Genomic DNA, 17,558 nt, shown 5'->3' on the forward strand with positions numbered 1-17,558 from the left:
CGGAGGCGCTGCCCAGGCCGCGCTGCCCAACGCCGATCGGGACCCTCAGGCTCCTTCGGGGGTGGGCGGCGGATTTCCTGGCCGGGGAGGAGGAACTTGGCGAGGATGGGAGAAACTGCCACCGTGACAGCTCTCATCAGAGCCTGCGAAAGGACCCCTGCCATGCAGCCGACCTCCGACCACCCCTACGCGATGGCCAAGCGAGCCGGCGATCTCATCTTCGTCTCCGGGGCCCTGTCAGTGGACGAGGACTATCAGCCGGTCACCGGGCGCAGGGAGGCGCTCGCCGCGGCGCTCGAACGCATGACGGAGCGACTGGCCTCAGCGGGTGGAACCCTGGATCAGGTGGTCAAGCTCACCTACTTCGTCACCGACATCACCCTGCGGGAAGAAGCCAACGAGCAGTTCGCCCGGCACTTCTCCCGCGCCCGCCCGGCGCGTACCTTCCTCGAGGCATCCCGCCTGCCCTACGGGGCAACCGTGGAAATCGACGCGATCGCGTACACGGGGGAGTAGGGCGGCGCCGCTAGTTCACACACCGCGGCCCGTCGCCACCGGCGTCAATTTTCGGTGCGACCTCAGCCTCGCCGAAGTCGGCGCCCGGGGTGCCCACCGCGTCCTCGGGGGACGGTGCGCTGGGGGAGGAGGCCGGCCCGAGGGCGGCGTCACCGAGCGGGCCGCTCCAGTCGTCGTGGGTGACCACGATGAAGGTGTCGGAATCCAGGCCGGCGTTCGCGGTGACCGGGATACCCCCCAACGCCTCAGCCAGGGCCAGTGCGCGGCGATCGGAAGCATCTGCGGCCACGACCTGGCTCTGGTAGTAGACGCCCGCCAGGGCGTTGGTGACCTCGGTGACCCGGTAGCCCTCTTCGGTGAGCCAGCCGCCGACGTCGCCGGCGAGGCCGGTGGTCGCCCCGGCATTGAGGACGTTGATGTCCACTCCCGGCAGCGGCTCGGCGGCCTCCGCAGGAGCCTCATCCTCTGAAGTCGGTGCCTCTTCCTCTCCCAGCAGCTCATCCATGTACGCGTGCACGGTGGGGACGTCGACGGTGACGATGGATTCACCGAAGTCGCCGACGCCGTCGATGGAGGTGACCGGAATGGTGTTGAACACGACGTTACCGCCCGCGAGGTTGGCCAGCTGGGTGGCGAAGGACATGATGTCCCACTGGTCGTCGATGACCACGGAACGCTCCACGGCGGTGCCCATGTCGGAGAGCTTCGACGGGTTGGTCAGCGTGCCGGCGGCCAGGGTCTTGCTCACCAGCGAGGCCATGAAGGCCTGCTGGCGGACGATACGGTCGAGGTCGCCCCGCGGCAGGCCGTGGCGCTGGCGGACGAAAGCCAGTGCCTGGGCGCCGTCGAGGGTCTGCACACCGGCATGGAAGTCCGCACCGGAGAACTCATCCTGGATATCGTTGTTGAGGCACACGTCGACGCCGCCGACGGCGTCGGTCAGCAGAACGAAGCCGAACAGTCCGACCTCGGCGTAGTGGTCGACCTCCACGCCGGTGAGATCGGAGACCGCGCCGATCAGGCCCTGGCGGCCGGCATCGGTGGCCTCGGTCTCGATGCGTTTGTCGTTCTCGACGCCGTCCTCGGTGAGCTCCTCACGCTTGGCCACCTTGTGTGCGGCGAAGACGCCGTTGATCTTCATGTTCCCGAACTCGCTGTCACGGATGTAGCTGTCACGCGGGATGGACACGGCCGTGGCGGAAGAGCCGTCGTTGGGCACGCGGATGACCATGATGGTGTCGGTGTTCTCCTCACCGTCATCCACTCCGGCGCGCAGGCGTTGGAGTTCTTCTTCGGAGAGGGGGTTGCCCTGGGCGTCGGCGCGGGAATCGGAGCCGACCAGCAGGATGTCGGTGGCGCCGTCGGAGGCGCGCCCCTTCATGCCCTGCCCACCGCCGAGGGCGAGGTTGCCGGCGGAGGCGACGTCGCTGCCCAGACGGCCGACGGAGAAATACCCCAGGCCCGAGATCAGCAGGACCATGACGGAGAGCACCGCGACGATCGCCTTGACCGGGGTCGGCCCGGCCTGTCGAATCGAGGGGCCTGCGGGCGGAGCTGCCTGGATGTCGCGCACGCGGCGGTACTTGTCACTCACGGGCACTTAGTCTAGGCCATCGGAGTGGCGGACCGGACCGCGAACAAATGATCCCACTATGCTTTCCACATTGTGACCAACTCCCAGACGCCACCGGTCGCCGTGATCACGGTGACCTATTCCCCGGGCCGCCATCTGGCGGCCTTCCTCGACAGCCTGCCCGCGGCGACAGTCCGGGGGGTCCACGTCGTTCTCGCCGACAACGGTTCGGTGGACGGGGTGCCGGAAGAGGCGGCGTCGAGAAGCGACAACGTGGAGTTCCTGCCCACCGGCGGCAACCTCGGCTACGGCACGGGCATGAACGCGGGTGCGCGCCACCTGCAGCCGCTGCGCGACGCCGGGATGATCGATCCGGAATTCCTGCTCCTGAGCAACCCGGACGTCGTGTTCGGCGAGGGGACGATTGATGAGTTGATCGCCTGTGCACGCCGCTGGCCGGATGCCGCGGCGGTGGGCCCGAAGATCATCGAGGAGGACGGCTCGATCTACCCGAGCGCCCGTGCGGTGCCGACCCTGGGCAGCGGCATCGGACATGCCGTCCTCGGCCAGGTCTGGCCGGGCAACCCGTGGACGCGCGCCTACCGCGATGACGCGGACATGGACACCGAGCGCACCGCCGGGTGGCTCTCCGGTTCGTGCCTGCTCGTGCGCTGGGACGCGTTCGACGCGGTGGGCGGTTTCGACGAGCGGTACTTCATGTACATGGAGGATGTTGACCTCGGCGACCGCTTCGCGCGCGCCGGGTACGTCAACGTCTTCTGTCCGGCCGCGACGATCACCCACGCGCGGGGGCACGTCGCGGGCAAGCACTCCGACACCATGCTGCCCGCCCATCACGAATCCGCCTACCGTTTCCAGGCGGACCGACTGCCGCACTGGTGGCAGGCGCCGCTACGATCGGCCATCCGCGCGGGACTTGAGGTCCGCAGTGCGGTGGCCGTCGCCCGGACCAGCACCAGCAACCGAAAGGACTCCTGACCGTGACCGACCTCAAGGCCGATCCTTCGCGTACCGACGCCGTCATCCTCGTCGGAGGTCGCGGCACCCGGCTGCGCCCCCTGACGGTGAACACCCCCAAGCCGATGCTGCCCACCGCCGGCTACCCCTTCCTCCAGCACCTGCTGGCCCGAATCAAGGCGGCCGGCATCACCCACGTCGTTCTGGGCACCTCTTATAAGGCGGAGGTCTTCGAGGAGTATTTCGGCGACGGCTCCGAGATGGGCCTGGAGATCGAGTACGTCGTCGAGGAGGAGGCCCTGGGCACCGGCGGCGGCATCCGCAACGTCTATGACCGGCTGCGCCACGACACCGTCATGGTCTTCAACGGCGACGTCCTCGGCGGCACCGACCTGCGCGCGATCCTGGAGACCCACGTTGAGAAGGAGGCCGAACTGACCATGCATCTGGTCCGGGTCGCGGACCCGCGGGCCTTCGGTTGCGTGCCCACGGACGGGGAAGGGCGGGTGCTGGAGTTCCTGGAGAAGACCGAGGATCCGCCGACGGACCAGATCAATGCCGGCTGCTACGTGTTCAAACGTGAGCTCATCGAGGAGATCCCCGTCGACCGCGCCGTCTCCGTCGAACGCGAAACCTTTCCCGCGCTGCTCAAGCAGGAGCGCCGTGTGTACGGCCACGTCGACAACGCCTACTGGCGGGACATGGGGCGCCCCGACGACTTCGTGCGCGGCTCCTCGGACCTCGTGCGTGGCATCGCGCACTCGCCGCTGCTGGAGGGTCGCACGGGAGAGGCGCTCATCGACGCCTCCGCCGGCGTCGCCGCGGGTACCATCCTGGTCGGCGGCACGTGGGTGGGCCGGGGGTCGGAGATCGGGGCAGGCTGCCGACTCGATGACTCCGTCGTCTTCGACGGTGTGACCATCGAGCCGGGTGCAGTCATCCGTAATTCGATCATCGCGTCGGGGGCCAGGATCGGGGCGAACGCCCGGATCACTGACTGCGTCATCGGTGAGGGCGCCCAGATCGGTGCGCGTTGTGAGCTTCAGGGCGGACTGCGTGTCTGGCCCGGTGTGGTCATCCCGGACAATGGAGTGCGCTTTTCCTCTGATGCGTGACGACACGCCGGTGAACCTGGGAGTTGTTGCCAGGAATTTTGCCTTCCACGACATGTAGTGCCCCCAACCTTCACCCCCGAGGATTTCGGATTGTTACTGCTGTGACTGGTGTGATTAGTGGCCTGCGGAAATGGAAACTCCCGGAAAATTCCCGTTAGTATCGGTTGACGACATTTAGTGAGCGGTGTGTAATCGCAGCAGTGTTATAAATGCCACACGGCAACTATTGAGTAACAACCGAGCGAAGAAGGGGACACCGTGGAAAACATGACTGACGGCGTCGTTCTTCGTAGGGGAATGAGCAGCATCACCGGAGCGGCGGTAGAAATGAGCCTCGACGAGTTTTTCGGTGCTGTCGAACAGGAGTGGCAGGACCAGGCGCTCTGTGCCCAGACGGACCCGGAAGCCTTTTTCCCGGAAAAAGGCGGTTCCACCCGTGAGGCCAAACGCATCTGCATGGCCTGCCCGGTCCGCGATGACTGTCTTGAATACGCTCTCGAGCACGATGAACGTTTCGGTATCTGGGGCGGTCTCTCCGACCGTGAGCGACGTCGACTGAAGAAGCAGATCGGCTGAGCAGACATTCCCACGGCCCTGTAGTCAGGGCCGTTTTTTGGATTCCAGGAGGCTTGTGCTCACCACTGGAACCCGGGGTTGATGTCCCCCGGATCCACATTCAGGAACTGGGCGACGAGTGCGGTGAGGATCGTGGCCAGCAGGTCCTCCCGCTCCCGGTTGTTCACCGTGCGTTGCTCGATGGGCATGCGGAACAGCACCAGCCGGGCGCGGGTGGGCTGGCCCTGCGGATCGACGCCCGCAGGGATGAGGCGCCCGAGTGGTACCGGGCCGTCGGCGACGATTTCGTCGGGGAGAACGGTCATGTCGGCGCGTAGACGCATCCTCGGCACGGTGTCCACCGCGATGTCCAGGTTCGCCAGTTGTTCGGGGTAGGTGTGCTGGATCGGGGCGTAGGCCTCCAGCACGGCTACGTCGAAGGACTCCGCGCGAGTGCGGAAACGGGGTGCATCCATGGGCAGGAGAGGGCCGCGCAGACCCCTGCCATGCCGGTCGCGGAAGGTCCTGGTGTGCATGTCACTGATCATAAGACGGGCCCCGCGGAGACTGCGGGTGGCGCGCGGAGCTACCGGAATCTCAAGGGAGGGTTTAGACTTGCTCCCTGTGAGCCAGTTTCGACGATGTTCCCGACCGGGCTGCGGCAAGCCTGCCGTCGCCACCATGACGTACGCCTACGCGGAGTCCACAGCTGTGGTGGGCCCGCTGGCGCCTGCCGCGGAGCCGCACAGCTGGGACCTGTGTGACCACCATGCGGAGAAGATCACCGCACCACTGGGCTGGGAGATGCTCCGCGTCAACCACATCGACATCGATGACGACGAGGACCTCACCGCGCTCGCTGAGGCGGTCCGCGAAGCGGGGCGGGTCACCAGTGGGCTCGTGGAGTCCGACGGCCCCGCGCTTGACGCGGTGGACCCGGCGGACCCGGAGACCTCCCTTCATCCGGTCCACCAGGCGAAGCGGATGAACGAGGAGCGGCAGCGACGCCGGGCGCATCTGCGTCTCGTCGACAGCGACGGCGACGTTCCGCAGGAGTAGCTCCAGTCGCCGTCCAGGAGACCTTCAGGGTTCCGGGGTACTATCCTCTGCTTAGCGCCCGGCCCTCATCCTCCGGGTCCCCGAGTAGAAAGCGACCCGACCATCCATGTCATCCCTGCGTACCCGCCACGACGTGTCCTCCGTGATCAAGGCCTACGACGTCCGAGGAGTCGTCGGTGAGCAGATCACTCCCGAGTTCATCCGGGACACCGGCGCCGCCTTCGGCCACCTGCTGAGGGAAGAGGGGGAGACCACCGTCGCCATCGGCCACGACATGCGCCCCTCCTCTCCGGAACTGGCGGTCGCCTTCGCGGAGGGCGTGACATCGCAGGGCCTCGACGTGATCATGCTGGGTCTGACGTCCACGGATCAGCTGTACTTCGCCGCAGGCACCCTGGAGTGCGCCGGCGCGATGTTCACCGCCTCACACAACCCGGCCCAGTACAACGGCATCAAGCTGTGCCGGGCGGGCGCACGGCCGGTCAGCCAGGACACGGGGCTCGCGCGGATCATCGACATGCTCGTCGACGGCGTCCCCGCTTACGGGGACGCGCAGGGCACGGTCTCCGAGCGTGATGTTCTCGCCGATTACGGTACCTATCTGCGCGATCTCGTGGATCTCAGTGGCATCCGCCCCCTGGTCGTCGCCGTCGACGCCGCCAACGGTATGGGTGGACACACGGTTCCCGAGGTGTTCCGGGGCCTGCCCCTCGACATCCGCCCGCTCTACTTCGAACTGGACGGCACGTTCCCGAACCACGAGGCAAACCCGCTGGACCCGAAGAACCTCGTGGACCTGCAGAAATTCACCGTCGAGCAGCGTGCGGACATCGGTCTGGCCTTCGACGGCGACGCGGACCGCTGTTTCGTCATCGACGAGAACGGTGACCCGGTGAGCCCCTCGGCGATCTGCGCGATCGTGGCCAAACGCTACCTGCAGAAGCATGAGGGGGCGACGATCATCCACAACCTCATCACCTCGAAGTCGGTGCCGGAGATCATCGCCGAGGAGGGTGGCACGGCGGTCTGTACGCGGGTGGGCCACTCCTTCATCAAGTCGACGATGGCGGAGACGGGTGCGGTCTTCGGCGGCGAGCACTCCGCGCACTACTACTTCACCGAGTTCTTCAACGCTGATTCCGGCATCCTCGCCGCCATGCACGTGCTCGCGGCGCTCGGCTCCGGGGACCAGCCTCTCAGCCGCATGATGGCGGAGTACGAGCGGTACGAGGCCTCCGGCGAGATCAACTCGACCGTGGCGGACCAGGGCGCCAGCACCCGAGCGGTTCTCGACGCCTTCGCCGACCGCATCGAGTCCGTCGACCGCCTCGACGGCGTCACCGTGGAGCTCAAGGACACCGACGGGTGGTTCAACGTGCGTGCCTCCAACACCGAACCGCTGCTCCGTCTGAACGTCGAGGCCGCCACCCGCGCCGAGGTCGATGCCCTGGTCGAGGAGATCCTGGCCGTCATCCGCTCCTGAAACCCGTTCCATTCATTCCCGGGTAGCCGAGGGCAAGCAGGTAAAAGACTCCGGACATAACCTCCGGCGGCGCACACAGCCTGACCACAGGGTCGGAGAGTTATCCTTGAGCGCATGGACAACAGCTCTCTCGACGCCTACCTTGACGGCTCCACCTATAAACGGGAGACGGTGAAGTTCTATGACGTCGCCCACGAAGGCGCCCAGATCCGCGCCGTTGCGGGGGCCATTCCCGAGCTCCAGGGGGTCTACGGGCTGCAGCCACGGAGCATCGTGGTCATCGCGACCGACCAGGTGGCTGACGCCTCCGCACGGTTCGTCTCGCGCATGCGCTCCCCCCTGCGGGCCCCCCTGGTGATCACCGACTCGCTGCCCAGCTACGTCGGCGCCCTGGACGTGGTGATCGTCCTGGGTGATCGTGCAGACGACCCGGACACCTCGCAGGGCCTGATCAGCGCAGAACGTCGGGGAGCGACCACCATCCTCGTCGGCCCGCCGCGCGGACCGATACTGGAGGACGCGCCCGACGACACCATCATCATCCCCCCGTTGCCCACCGTCTACGGCGCATCCCCCGCCCGGTCCATCGCAGCTCTGAGCACCGTTCTGGATCTGTTGGAGGAGGACCCTGACCTGGTCTCCCAGCGGCTCCGGGACACCGCCGACTGCGTCGACGAGGAGTTGGAGCAGCTTTCCCCCGAGCGTGATTCCGTGGTCAACCCCGGTCGACAGCTGCGGGAATACGTCGACCTTGCACGCGTGGTCCACACCGGACGTGGCCGACCGGGATTCGCCGTGGCAGAGCTCATGTCGGTCGTCTGGTCCCTGCGGGGCCTGCCTTCCGGGGTCGCGGCTTTCGACGAGCTCGAGCTGCCTCCTCCGGAGCCGGAGCACAACATCTTCCACGATCCGCTTCTTGACGGCCCGGTCGATTTGCTAGCCTTGAAGGTTGTTGTCTGGGCCGAGGAGCCCGAGGTGGCCGCCGCGCTGCCCAATGCCCTCGCCGCCAATTGCGACACCCCGGGCACAGGCCCGTTGGCCGCCGCACTGAAACTCATTACCCGAGGCCTCGCGGCTACCGCGTACGACCTGCCCGAAGCACCATCGGAGGACTAACTAGATGCAGAAGCTGACCGGCACGCTCCGGAGCTACCCCTGGGGGTCCCGCACCCTCATCCCGGAGCTGCGTGGACTTCCCTCACCCTCCGACCGTCCCGAGGCGGAGCTGTGGTTCGGAGCCCATCCGGTCGGATCCTCGACCATCCAGGACCGCGCGCTCACCGACATCATCGCCGAGGACCCTGTCGCAGCGCTCGGTACGCGCGTATATGAGCAGTACGGTGACAACCTGCCCTTCCTGCTGAAGATCCTCGCCGCCGCAGAGCCCCTGTCTCTGCAGGCACATCCGTCCGCGGATCAGGCACTCGAGGGTTTCGAGCGGGAGAACCGCCTGGGCATCCCGCTCAACGCCGGCAACCGCAACTACCGTGACCCCCGGCACAAGCCGGAACTCGTCGTGGCGCTCACGGACTTCCATGCGATGGCCGGCTTCCGTCCGCTCCATCAGACCCTCGAGTTGTTCGCGGTGCTGGCCTGCGCCGAACTCGACCGGTACCTGACCATCCTGGATCCGGCTTCCGAGGCCGACAGTCTCCGTGGCCTGTTCACAACGTGGATCACCATTCCGTCTGCCGCGCGTAGGCGACTCATCGACGGGATCGTCTCCTCCGCCCGCACCCTGCTTGAGCGCGGAGACTGGATCTCCGACGTGCTGGCGACCGTGCTCGAGCTGCAGGAGCGCTACCCCGGGGACATCGGCGTCCTGGGTGCCCTGTTGCTCAACCACCTCCATCTCTCACCGGGTGAGGCCCTCTACCTCGACGCAGGGCACCTCCATGCGTACGTGAGTGGGCTGGGTGTCGAGGTCATGGCCAACTCCGACAACGTCCTGCGTGGCGGTCTGACCTCGAAGTACGTCGACGTGCCCGAACTTGTCCGGATCCTCGACTTCCGCTCGGTCTGTGACCCGGTGGTCACTCCCGTCGGCGGCGAGTACATCGTCCCGGCCAGTGAATTCCGGCTTCTTCACGGCTGCGTGGCCGAAGGTGACGAGTTGACGGTGGAACACGACGGACCCTCCATCGCGCTGTGCACCTCCGGCAGCATTTCGCTGGGCGAGCTCGAGCTCAAGCCAGGTGAAGCGGTGTGGATCCCCGCATCCTCCCCTGCCTGCGTGGCGACGTCCACGTCTGCGGGCGAACTGTTCATCGCCCGCGCCTGACGCCTCTGTGGGGCGCCGGGTTCCGTTGACCGCAGGGCTAGGAACCGAAGGGGAACCAGGCACCCAGGGGCCACCAGCCGGGCCGCTGCGGGGGCACTGCTGCCTGCTCCACCTCGGGGGCGGTGACGGTGGCGGTTTCTTCGCGTACCGCCGGCTGCTCGGCCTCGGCGGGAGGGGCGGCCTCGGCCGTCACGGTGGGAACTGCCTGCTGCGTGGTGCCGGCGGGCGCGGTGGGCGCGGTGGGTTCGCTCGCCGCGGTGGTCGGGATTGTCGGCTCGGTCGGCTCCGCCGGGGTGGGGGTCTGGGTGGATTGTGGCGGGGTGACCTCGGCGTCGGGGGTCGGTGGGGTCGCGGAGACCACCGCGGAGGCGGGCACATCCGTTGTCGGCACGTCCGTTGTCGGGCTGGTGCCGGCCGGCTCAGCTCCCTGCGCCGAGATCAGTTCGGTGGGTTCGCCGGAGATGGTCGTGGGCATGATGTTCTCGGGACGGTAGACCACGGTCGGGCGGAGGCCGGTGGGGGACGTCTGCACGACGGCGTGGGGTGCGAGGTAGGGATCATCAAGAACCGGAGAAGATGAGGGTTGGGTGTCATGCTCGGGCGAGTCGGCGGGGTTCCCGGGGGCGGGTAGGGCCCCGGTGCGGCGTGCTGACTCCGAAATTGTGGATACCTCGGTGGTCGTCGTGGCAGTATCAGAGGCGGAAGGGGTTGAGGGCGTGCCTGCACGCCAGACCCCGTACCCGATAACGGCGGCGGCGACCAGCCCTACGACGATAAACAGGTACACGCGACGGTTTTCGGCTTTCACCTCGTTCTTTGTCCCTTCCCTGGACATCCTTATAACAACTCGGTAACAACATAGCAGAGACTACATGCAGACGGCTTGGTTTGCGGGGCTGAAAGGGCCACGCGTCGGCACACAGAGAGGACCTGGAAGCAATGACCACCTGGGACGTATCCATCTTCGGCGAGGACGACAACATCGATTTCCTCGACGAACTCAATGATCTTGACCACGACGACATCATCGAGGCGGTCCGTGACGCCTGCCTTCTGGTGCTGAAACAGCCCAAGGTGTCCGAGACGGAGCGACTGAACGGATTGGCGGCGGCCACCATCGCCGCCATCTGGGCAGGCGCGCCGTTCTCGGCGGGTGACGTGGCGGATTCGTACCCCTTCATCCGGGAGCTGATCGGCTCCGGTGATGAGGTTCTCAACGAGGCTGCGACCGAGGTGCTGGAGTCGGTGCAGGAGGACGATGACGTCGATGCCTTCACCGAAGCGCTCTCGTAGAGGAGAGCAACAGGGCTAGGGTGAGGGAAGACCCGCTTCTGCACCACAAGGAGTTTTCACACACCATGCCGCAGGTATCTGACTTCCAGGTCGCCGACCTGTCTCTGGCCGAGGTCGGCCGCCATCAGATCCGTCTGGCGGAGTACGAGATGCCCGGTCTGATGGCACTGCGGGAGGAATACGGCCAGGAGCGGCCGCTGGCCGGCGCCCGGATCGCGGGCTCGATCCATATGACGGTGCAGACGGCCGTGCTCATTGAGACCCTCACCGCTCTGGGGGCGGAGGTCCGGTGGGCCTCGTGCAACATCTTCTCCACCCAGGATGAGGCGGCCGCCGCGGTCGTCGTGGGCAGGGAGGGGACGCCGGAGGATCCACAGGGCGTGCCGGTGTTCGCCTGGAAGGGTGAGACACTCGAGGAGTACTGGTGGTGCATCGACCGCATCTTCTCCTGGGGGGACCGGGAGCCGAACATGATCCTGGATGACGGGGGTGATGCGACGATGACCGTGCTCAAGGGCATGGAGTTCGAGAAAGCCGGCGCCGTGCCGGATCCGCAGGTGACCGACTCCGACGAGTACACCGCGTTCCTGCGTATGTTGCGCGCGGCGTCGGCGGCCGATGCCGGGAGGTGGACCCGCGTGGGGGCGAACATCCGGGGCGTCACGGAGGAGACCACCACCGGCGTCCACCGGCTGTACCACTTCGCCGAGCAGGGGATGCTGCCTTTCCCCGCCATGAACGTCAACGATGCGGTCACGAAGTCCAAGTTCGACAACAGGTACGGCACCCGGCACAGCGTCATCGACGGCATCAACCGTGCGACCGACATCCTCCTGGGTGGGAAGAACATCCTGATCTGCGGTTACGGCGACGTGGGCAAGGGCTGCGCCGAAGCGATGGCGGGCCAGGGCGCACGCGTGAAGGTCACCGAGGCGGATCCGATCAACGCGCTGCAGGCGCTGATGGCGGGCTTTCCGGTCGTCACCGTGGAGGAGGCGATCGAAGAGGCCGACATCGTGATCACGGCGACCGGGAACAGGGACATCATCACCTGGGACCACATGCTGGCCATGAAGGATCACGCGGTGCTCGGCAACATCGGCCACTTCGACAACGAGATCGACATGGCCTCCCTTCTCCACCGCGAGGACGTCGGACGCACGACGATCAAGCCGCAGGTCGATGAATTCCACCTGCCCAACGGCCGCGCGATCATCGTGCTGTCGGAGGGGCGACTGCTCAACCTGGGCAACGCCACCGGCCATCCTTCCTTCGTCATGTCCACCTCCTTCGCGGACCAGACGATCGCTCAGATCGAGCTGTTCACCCGGAACGAGGAGTATTCCAACGAGGTCCACCGCCTGCCGAAGATCCTCGACGAGAAGGTCGCGCGCATCCACGTGGAGGCGCTCGGCGGTCGGGTCACTGAGCTGAGCAAACAACAGGCCGAATACATTGGCGTGGACGTCGCAGGTCCCTACAAACCGGAGCACTACCGATACTGATGATCATCGCAATTGAAGGCATTGACGGCGCGGGGAAGAACACCCTGGTCAGCGCCATTCGCGAGCATGTCGACGCCCCCGTCGACGTTCTCGCCTTCCCGCGCTACGACACCTCCCTTCCCGCTCAGCTCGTCGCGGAGGCGCTGCATGGCCGGATGGGCGACCTCACGGATTCCGCGTACGCCATGGCCACGCTGTTCGCCCTGGACCGCCACGGCGCGCGTGAGCAGCTCATGTCGTACGTGAACTCGGAGAAGGTCATCCTGCTCGACCGCTACGTCGCCTCCAATGCGGCGTACTCGGCGGCCCGTCTGCGTGACGACGCCGTCATGGACTGGGTCCATGATCTGGAGTTCGGCAGGCTGGGTCTGCCCGTCCCGGACCTGCAGGTGCTGCTGGCGACGGAGCCGGCGACGGCGTCGCAACGGGCGATCTCGCGGGCAGAGCAGGACACGGGCCGGGAGAGAGATCGTTACGAACGTGACACCGACCTGCAACAGCGGACATATGATGCATATCTGAGGCTCGCTGGGCGCGGCTGGGCGGGTCGCTGGCTCGTAACCACCGATCCTGCCGATATCCTGCAAGAAATCAGATGATCACCGAAGGAACGTGATTTTTCCATGGCGCCAAAGATTCTCGTGGTCGACGACGATCCGTCGATCTCCGACATGCTGACCCTCGTCCTTGAGACTGAGGGGTTCGACCCGTACGCCGTCATGGACGGCATGGAAGCCGTGCCTGCGTTCCGTGAGCATCAGCCGGACCTGATCCTCCTGGACCTCATGCTCCCGGGCATGAACGGCGTGGACATCTGTCGGGCCATCCGTCAGGAGTCCTCCGTGCCCATCATCATGCTCACCGCCAAGACCGACACTGTGGATGTGGTGCTGGGCCTGGAATCGGGTGCGGACGACTACATCACCAAGCCCTTCAAGCCGAAGGAGCTGATCGCCCGCATCCGGGCGCGTCTGCGCCGCACCGAGGCCGCGCCGAGCGAGATCATTGAGGTGGGCGACCTGAGCATCGATGTCCCGGAGCACACCGTCAAGCGGGGCAACGAGGAGATCTCGCTCACCCCGCTCGAATTTGACCTGCTCCTGGAGATGGCGCGCAAGCCGCGGCAGGTGCACACCCGTGAGGAGCTGCTGGAGCACGTGTGGGGTTACCGCCACGCCTCCGACACCCGACTGGTCAACGTGCACGTGCAGCGGCTGCGCGCCAAGATCGAGAAGGATCCGGAGAACCCGCAGATCGTGCTCACCGTTCGTGGCGTTGGCTACAAGACGGGCTTGGGGGAGTAGCTCATAGTCCAGAAGCTGGTCGCCTATTTCCACCGGGTTGTTGACCGCATCAGCGAGACGTGGCGGACCTCGCTGCAGGTGCGGGTCATCGGGTCGATCTTCCTTGCCTCGGCGGTCGTCATGTTCATCCTCGGGATGGCCCTGATCTCCGTGGTGACCTCGCGTCTGGTCGACACGAAGCTGGACATCGCCAACTCGGAGATCGACCGCGCCCGCGTGACGGTGGAGCAGCAGATCGACGCCACCTCGGCGACCTCGACCATGCAGGTGCGCATCAATTCCGCACGGGCCTCGCTCACGCAGCGCACCTCCCAGTCGGACGTCTCCGCGGTGTATGAGCCGGTCATCGTCGTGGCGGGCCCGGATGAGTCGGTGCTCTCCGCCCCCGAGGGGTACCGCATCCCGGAGAAGCTGCGGCGTTTCGTCTCCGAGGACCAGGTCTCCTACCAGTTCGCGAACGTCAGCCGAACGGACGGTACCTCGTACAACGCGCTGGTCATCGGCACGCCCACGGACACGGACATCCCGGATCTGCAGGTGTACCTGGTGATGTCCATGGAGTCGGATGAGTCGACCCTGGCGCTGCTGCGCGGCCTGCTCTCGGCCGCGGGAGTGGTGGTGGTCGTGCTTCTGGTCGGCATCGCCTGGTTGGCCACACAGCAGGTGACGGCGCCGGTCCGCTCGGCGTCGAGAATCGCCCAGCGACTGGCCGCCGGTCACCTGCGCGAGCGCATGGCCGTCGACGGCGAGGACGAGATGGCACGACTGGCCATCAGTTTCAATGACATGGCGGAGAAGCTGTCCAGCCAGATCCAGCAGCTCGAGGAGTACGGCGACCTCCAGCGGCAGTTCACCTCCGACGTGTCCCATGAGCTGCGCACGCCACTGACCACGGTCCGCATGGCCGCCGATCTCATCGCCTCGGACCCGGACAGTCTGGAACCCCACACCCGTCGCGCCTCTGAGCTGATGATCCGCGAGCTGGACCGCTTTGAGGAGCTGCTGACGGATCTGCTGGAGATCTCGCGTCACGACGCCGGCGTCGCCGACCTTTCCGAGGCGCGTATCGACGTCCGTTCCTGCATCATCGCGGCCTGGGAACAGACCGAGCATCTGGCGAAGAAGCTCGGCGTCGAGGTTCGTTTCCACACCCCCGATGAACCCGTGCTCATCACCGGCGACTCCCGACGCATCGAACGTGTGCTGCGCAACCTCCTCGCCAACGCCATCGACCACTCGGAGGGCAACCCCGTCGACGTGGTGCTGGCGGCCAACGACGAGGCCGTGGCCATCACCGTCACCGACCACGGCGTGGGGCTCAAACCCGGCCAGGAGGAACTGGTGTTCAACCGTTTCTGGCGCGCGGACGCCTCCCGCCGCCGCCACTCCGGCGGCACGGGGCTGGGCCTGGCGATCGCCCGGGAGGATGTTGTACTGCACGGTGGGCACCTCGACGCAGCGGGCAACATCGGGGTAGGTTCTCAGTTCCGGGTGGTTCTTCCGCGTGAGCCGCAGAAGACGTACACCGAAAGCCCTCTGGACCTGGAGGCTCCCACAGCATGAGACGCGCACGCACCCTCACCGCGGTTCTGGCTGTCACCGGTCTGCTCACCGCGTGTACGACCCTGCCCACCAACACCGAACCGCAGGCGCTGCGTTCCTTCGAGCCGCAGGTGGTCGAGCAGACTGATCTGGGTCCCCAGCCGGGTCAGGAACCCGATCTGCTCCTGCGTGACTTCTACACCGCCTCCGCGCACCCGGTGCAGGACTACCAGGCGGCCCGATCGTTTCTCTCCCCGGAGGCGGCCGGTCGGTGGAACCCGAGCGAGTCCGTCCTCGTGGTCAACCGCATCGACCTGATCACCCAGCCCGGCCCCACGTCAGAGCAGCGCTCATTCAACGTGAGCGGTGCCGTCGTCGGTCGGATCGCCACAGGGGGGTCCTACGAACCGGAGAACGGACTCTACGAGGCCACCGTTGAGATGGTGCGGGAGAACGGTCAGTGGCGTATTTCCTCGCTGCCTCCGGGAGTGGTCCTGGAACGCACCGAGCTGCGCAACCAGTTCCAGCCGCAGCGCATCTTCTTCGTGGGCCCCACCGGGAACGTCCTGATCAGTGACCGTCGGTGGATCTACTCCGGCCAGCAGTCACTGGACACCGCCCTGATCACCCTCATGATGGAGGGTCCGTCCCCGACACTGGCGCCCGCGGTGAATGACATCCTGCCGCCGGAGGCCACCTTCGCCGGCGTGGTCGACGGGGCCTATCATTTCACCGGTTTCTCCGGGGTGGACATCGAGGCACGCCGGCTTTTCGCGGCGCAGCTCGTCTGGACCCTGGCTGTGGCCAACGTGCCCGAGCCCTATGCGGTGATCGCGGACGGAGCGCCCCTGTCGCCGACCTATGAACAGCTCACCACCGATGACTTCGCCGAGTTCAACCCTTTGGCCAACACGTCCACGACTGCGCCGCTCTACGCGCTCACCGACGGGGTGGTCACCCGGGTGACCGCCAACCAGGTGTCCCCGGTGGAGGGACAGCTGGGCAACCTCCGTGACATCGAGTCGGTCGACATCACGTCGACCGGGTCGGTGGCCGCGGTGCGGAAGGAGGGCAGCGGGCAGGACAGCTCGGTGCTCCTGGCGGGCACCATTGAGGACGGCCTGAATGAGGCCCTGCGTGCCGAGACGATATCGCGCCCCACCTTTGAGGTCGACCCGCAGAATCAGTGGGTCGTCGTCGACGGGGACACCGTCGTCCGGGTGGTGTACTCCGGGCCGAGCGGGGAGTTCACCCGGTCGGAGGTCGATTCCTCCGAACTCGAGGGGTTGGACGGCGACATCTCGGTTCTCCGGCTGTCCCGGTCCGGGGCGAGGGTCGCCATGATCATCAACGGTCGCGTTCACGTGGGCGTGGTGAACCGGGTGGGGCCCGCAGACAAACGAATCGTCAACGTCCGTGAGCTGGCCCCGCAGCTGGGCGGTACGGCGCTGTCCCTGGACTGGCAACCGGACGGATCGCTCATCGTCGGCACCTCCAGCCCGGAAACCCCGATCTGGCGCGTCGAGCAGGACGGCTTCGCCGCCACCTCACTTCCGTCCGGCAACATCACGGCGCCGGTCGTCGCGGTCGCGGCGACTCCGTCGATGATCTACCTCACCGACGCGAACGCCGTCCTCCAGCTGCCGACCACCGGCGGGGACAACGTCTTCTGGCGTGAGGTTTCCGGCCTGCAGGGTGTGCGTTCCGCCCCTGTGGTGGCCAACTGATCCTGATGGACCTGCTGCTGCCGCGTCGCTGTGCAGGGTGTGGCTCCCCGGGAGACCATCTGTGCCCCCGGTGCAGGCAGGCACTGCGCATCCCGCCGCAGCGTATCCACACGCGTATCGACCCGCACGTACCCGTGTGGTCGCTCGGCCCGTACGCGGGCACCCGCCGCCGGATCATCCTCTCGATGAAGGAGCATCGCCACCTGGAGGTTCGCCGCCTGCTGGGTCCGGTGCTGGTGGCCTCCGTCGCACACCTGCAGGCGCGAGGGGAGCTTGTCGACGCCCCCGTGCTCGTCCCCGCGCCGACGAGAGCGACGTCGGCACGCATCCGCGGCGGGGACCCGGTGAGCGACGTGTGTGTGGCGACGGGGCTGCCGGTGAGCGTCGCACTGAGGCACGGTCGACGGGTCGTGGACCAGGTCGGGCTCGGCGTGGGGGACCGTCGGAGGAACCTCTCGGGGGCCCTGGAGCTGCGTCGCAGACCGGCGGGTCCGGTGCTCCTGGTCGACGATGTGGCGACCACGGGATCCACGCTCGCCGCGAGTGCGGAGGCACTCTTCGCCGCGGGCTGCGATGTGGTCGGTGCGCTGGTGATTTGCCACGCCTGAATGGCAGGGTTGATCACCG

The 17,558-nt window shown here is 66.6% G+C and carries 18 protein-coding genes; 15 read left to right on the forward strand and 3 right to left on the reverse strand.

Annotated features, from left to right (window positions below):
• The first annotated feature begins 162 nt into the window (after nt 1–162).
• On the forward strand, nt 163–516 hold the full coding sequence (locus CETAM_RS03080; protein ID WP_156227036.1) for a RidA family protein: 354 nt from the start codon (nt 163–165) through the stop codon (nt 514–516).
• A 10-nt stretch (nt 517–526) separates the two neighbouring features.
• Here CETAM_RS03080 and CETAM_RS03085 read toward each other — a convergent pair whose 3' ends face one another.
• A complete protein-coding gene (locus tag CETAM_RS03085; protein WP_156227037.1) occupies nt 527–2,110 on the reverse strand; it encodes an LCP family protein in 1,584 nt (527 codons plus the stop codon).
• 72 nt (nt 2,111–2,182) lie between these two features.
• Between CETAM_RS03085 and CETAM_RS03090 the strand changes: the two genes are divergently transcribed.
• The 3 genes from CETAM_RS03090 to CETAM_RS03100 all read left to right on the forward strand — a co-directional run bounded on the left by CETAM_RS03090 (nt 2,183) and on the right by CETAM_RS03100 (nt 4,758).
• Complete coding sequence (locus CETAM_RS03090; protein ID WP_407923949.1) at nt 2,183–3,088, forward strand: glycosyltransferase family 2 protein; 906 nt, start codon at nt 2,183–2,185, stop codon at nt 3,086–3,088.
• The gene (gene manB, locus CETAM_RS03095) at nt 3,085–4,182 is read left to right on the forward strand and encodes a mannose-1-phosphate guanylyltransferase (RefSeq protein ID WP_156227039.1); all 1,098 of its coding nucleotides are present in this window, start codon (nt 3,085–3,087) and stop codon (nt 4,180–4,182) included. Before CETAM_RS03090 ends, manB begins: the two co-directional genes overlap by 4 nt.
• Before the next feature lie 267 nt (nt 4,183–4,449).
• On the forward strand, nt 4,450–4,758 hold the full coding sequence (locus CETAM_RS03100) for a WhiB family transcriptional regulator (protein WP_407923950.1): 309 nt from the start codon (nt 4,450–4,452) through the stop codon (nt 4,756–4,758).
• Nucleotides 4,759–4,817: 59 nt separating this feature from the next.
• Here CETAM_RS03100 and CETAM_RS03105 read toward each other — a convergent pair whose 3' ends face one another.
• On the reverse strand, nt 4,818–5,273 hold the full coding sequence (locus tag CETAM_RS03105) for a metallopeptidase family protein (protein WP_156227040.1): 456 nt from the start codon (nt 5,271–5,273) through the stop codon (nt 4,818–4,820).
• 88 nt (nt 5,274–5,361) lie between these two features.
• Between CETAM_RS03105 and CETAM_RS03110 the strand changes: the two genes are divergently transcribed.
• The 4 genes from CETAM_RS03110 to manA all read left to right on the forward strand — a co-directional run bounded on the left by CETAM_RS03110 (nt 5,362) and on the right by manA (nt 9,560).
• Nucleotides 5,362–5,796 carry a DUF3499 domain-containing protein gene (locus CETAM_RS03110; RefSeq protein WP_156227041.1) on the forward strand — a complete coding sequence of 145 codons (435 nt, stop codon included), beginning with the start codon at nt 5,362–5,364 and terminating at the stop codon, nt 5,794–5,796.
• Nucleotides 5,797–5,911: 115 nt separating this feature from the next.
• On the forward strand, nt 5,912–7,279 hold the full coding sequence (locus CETAM_RS03115; protein WP_156229344.1) for a phosphomannomutase/phosphoglucomutase: 1,368 nt from the start codon (nt 5,912–5,914) through the stop codon (nt 7,277–7,279).
• A gap of 114 nt (nt 7,280–7,393) precedes the next feature.
• Nucleotides 7,394–8,395, forward strand: a complete 1,002-nt coding sequence (locus CETAM_RS03120) for a MurR/RpiR family transcriptional regulator (RefSeq protein WP_156227042.1) — start codon at nt 7,394–7,396, stop codon at nt 8,393–8,395.
• 4 nt (nt 8,396–8,399) lie between these two features.
• Nucleotides 8,400–9,560 (forward strand): mannose-6-phosphate isomerase, class I, encoded by a 1,161-nt coding sequence (manA, locus tag CETAM_RS03125; RefSeq protein ID WP_156227043.1) that lies wholly within the window; start codon nt 8,400–8,402, stop codon nt 9,558–9,560.
• Between the two features lie 37 nt (nt 9,561–9,597).
• On the opposite strand, the gene CETAM_RS03130 is transcribed toward manA, so the two are convergent.
• Nucleotides 9,598–10,092, reverse strand: a complete 495-nt coding sequence (locus tag CETAM_RS03130; RefSeq protein WP_156227044.1) for a hypothetical protein — start codon at nt 10,090–10,092, stop codon at nt 9,598–9,600.
• 407 nt (nt 10,093–10,499) lie between these two features.
• Here CETAM_RS03130 and CETAM_RS03135 point away from each other — a divergent pair, with 407 nt between their 5' ends.
• The 7 genes from CETAM_RS03135 to CETAM_RS03165 all read left to right on the forward strand — a co-directional run bounded on the left by CETAM_RS03135 (nt 10,500) and on the right by CETAM_RS03165 (nt 17,539).
• A complete protein-coding gene (locus CETAM_RS03135) occupies nt 10,500–10,853 on the forward strand; it encodes a DUF4259 domain-containing protein (protein ID WP_156227045.1) in 354 nt (117 codons plus the stop codon).
• A 65-nt stretch (nt 10,854–10,918) separates the two neighbouring features.
• Nucleotides 10,919–12,358: an adenosylhomocysteinase gene (gene ahcY, locus CETAM_RS03140; protein ID WP_156227046.1), complete on the forward strand. Its 1,440-nt coding sequence runs from the start codon at nt 10,919–10,921 to the stop codon at nt 12,356–12,358.
• Entirely contained in the window at nt 12,358–12,957 is a 600-nt protein-coding gene (locus CETAM_RS03145) for a dTMP kinase (RefSeq protein WP_156227047.1), read from the forward strand. The genes ahcY and CETAM_RS03145 overlap by 1 nt, the downstream gene beginning before the upstream one ends.
• A gap of 24 nt (nt 12,958–12,981) precedes the next feature.
• Nucleotides 12,982–13,662 carry an MtrAB system response regulator MtrA gene (gene mtrA / locus CETAM_RS03150; RefSeq protein WP_156227048.1) on the forward strand — a complete coding sequence of 227 codons (681 nt, stop codon included), beginning with the start codon at nt 12,982–12,984 and terminating at the stop codon, nt 13,660–13,662.
• 120 nt (nt 13,663–13,782) lie between these two features.
• The gene (gene mtrB / locus CETAM_RS03155) at nt 13,783–15,225 is read left to right on the forward strand and encodes an MtrAB system histidine kinase MtrB (RefSeq protein WP_197085824.1); all 1,443 of its coding nucleotides are present in this window, start codon (nt 13,783–13,785) and stop codon (nt 15,223–15,225) included.
• Nucleotides 15,222–16,931, forward strand: a complete 1,710-nt coding sequence (gene lpqB, locus CETAM_RS03160; protein ID WP_156227050.1) for an MtrAB system accessory lipoprotein LpqB — start codon at nt 15,222–15,224, stop codon at nt 16,929–16,931. Before mtrB ends, lpqB begins: the two co-directional genes overlap by 4 nt.
• Before the next feature lie 5 nt (nt 16,932–16,936).
• Complete coding sequence (locus CETAM_RS03165) at nt 16,937–17,539, forward strand: ComF family protein (RefSeq protein ID WP_156227051.1); 603 nt, start codon at nt 16,937–16,939, stop codon at nt 17,537–17,539.
• Nucleotides 17,540–17,558: the final 19 nt, after the last annotated feature.

The sequence above is a fragment of the Corynebacterium comes genome (assembly GCF_009734405.1).
Classification (GTDB): Bacteria; Actinomycetota; Actinomycetes; order Mycobacteriales; family Mycobacteriaceae; genus Corynebacterium; species Corynebacterium comes.

What these genes read in the sequence shown, in the direction of transcription:
- CETAM_RS03080 (WP_156227036.1), top strand. Translation starts at nt 163, where the DNA reads ATGCAGCCGACCTCCGACCACCCCTACGCGATGGCCAAGCGAGCCGGC.
- CETAM_RS03100 (WP_407923950.1), top strand. Translation starts at nt 4,450, where the DNA reads ATGACTGACGGCGTCGTTCTTCGTAGGGGAATGAGCAGCATCACCGGA.
- CETAM_RS03105 (WP_156227040.1), bottom strand. Translation starts at nt 5,273, where the DNA reads ATGCACACCAGGACCTTCCGCGACCGGCATGGCAGGGGTCTGCGCGGC.
- CETAM_RS03120 (WP_156227042.1), top strand. Translation starts at nt 7,394, where the DNA reads ATGGACAACAGCTCTCTCGACGCCTACCTTGACGGCTCCACCTATAAA.
- manA (WP_156227043.1), top strand. Translation starts at nt 8,400, where the DNA reads ATGCAGAAGCTGACCGGCACGCTCCGGAGCTACCCCTGGGGGTCCCGC.
- CETAM_RS03135 (WP_156227045.1), top strand. Translation starts at nt 10,500, where the DNA reads ATGACCACCTGGGACGTATCCATCTTCGGCGAGGACGACAACATCGAT.
- ahcY (WP_156227046.1), top strand. Translation starts at nt 10,919, where the DNA reads ATGCCGCAGGTATCTGACTTCCAGGTCGCCGACCTGTCTCTGGCCGAG.
- CETAM_RS03145 (WP_156227047.1), top strand. Translation starts at nt 12,358, where the DNA reads ATGATCATCGCAATTGAAGGCATTGACGGCGCGGGGAAGAACACCCTG.
- mtrA (WP_156227048.1), top strand. Translation starts at nt 12,982, where the DNA reads ATGGCGCCAAAGATTCTCGTGGTCGACGACGATCCGTCGATCTCCGAC.
- mtrB (WP_197085824.1), top strand. Translation starts at nt 13,783, where the DNA reads ATGTTCATCCTCGGGATGGCCCTGATCTCCGTGGTGACCTCGCGTCTG.
- lpqB (WP_156227050.1), top strand. Translation starts at nt 15,222, where the DNA reads ATGAGACGCGCACGCACCCTCACCGCGGTTCTGGCTGTCACCGGTCTG.
- CETAM_RS03165 (WP_156227051.1), top strand. Translation starts at nt 16,937, where the DNA reads ATGGACCTGCTGCTGCCGCGTCGCTGTGCAGGGTGTGGCTCCCCGGGA.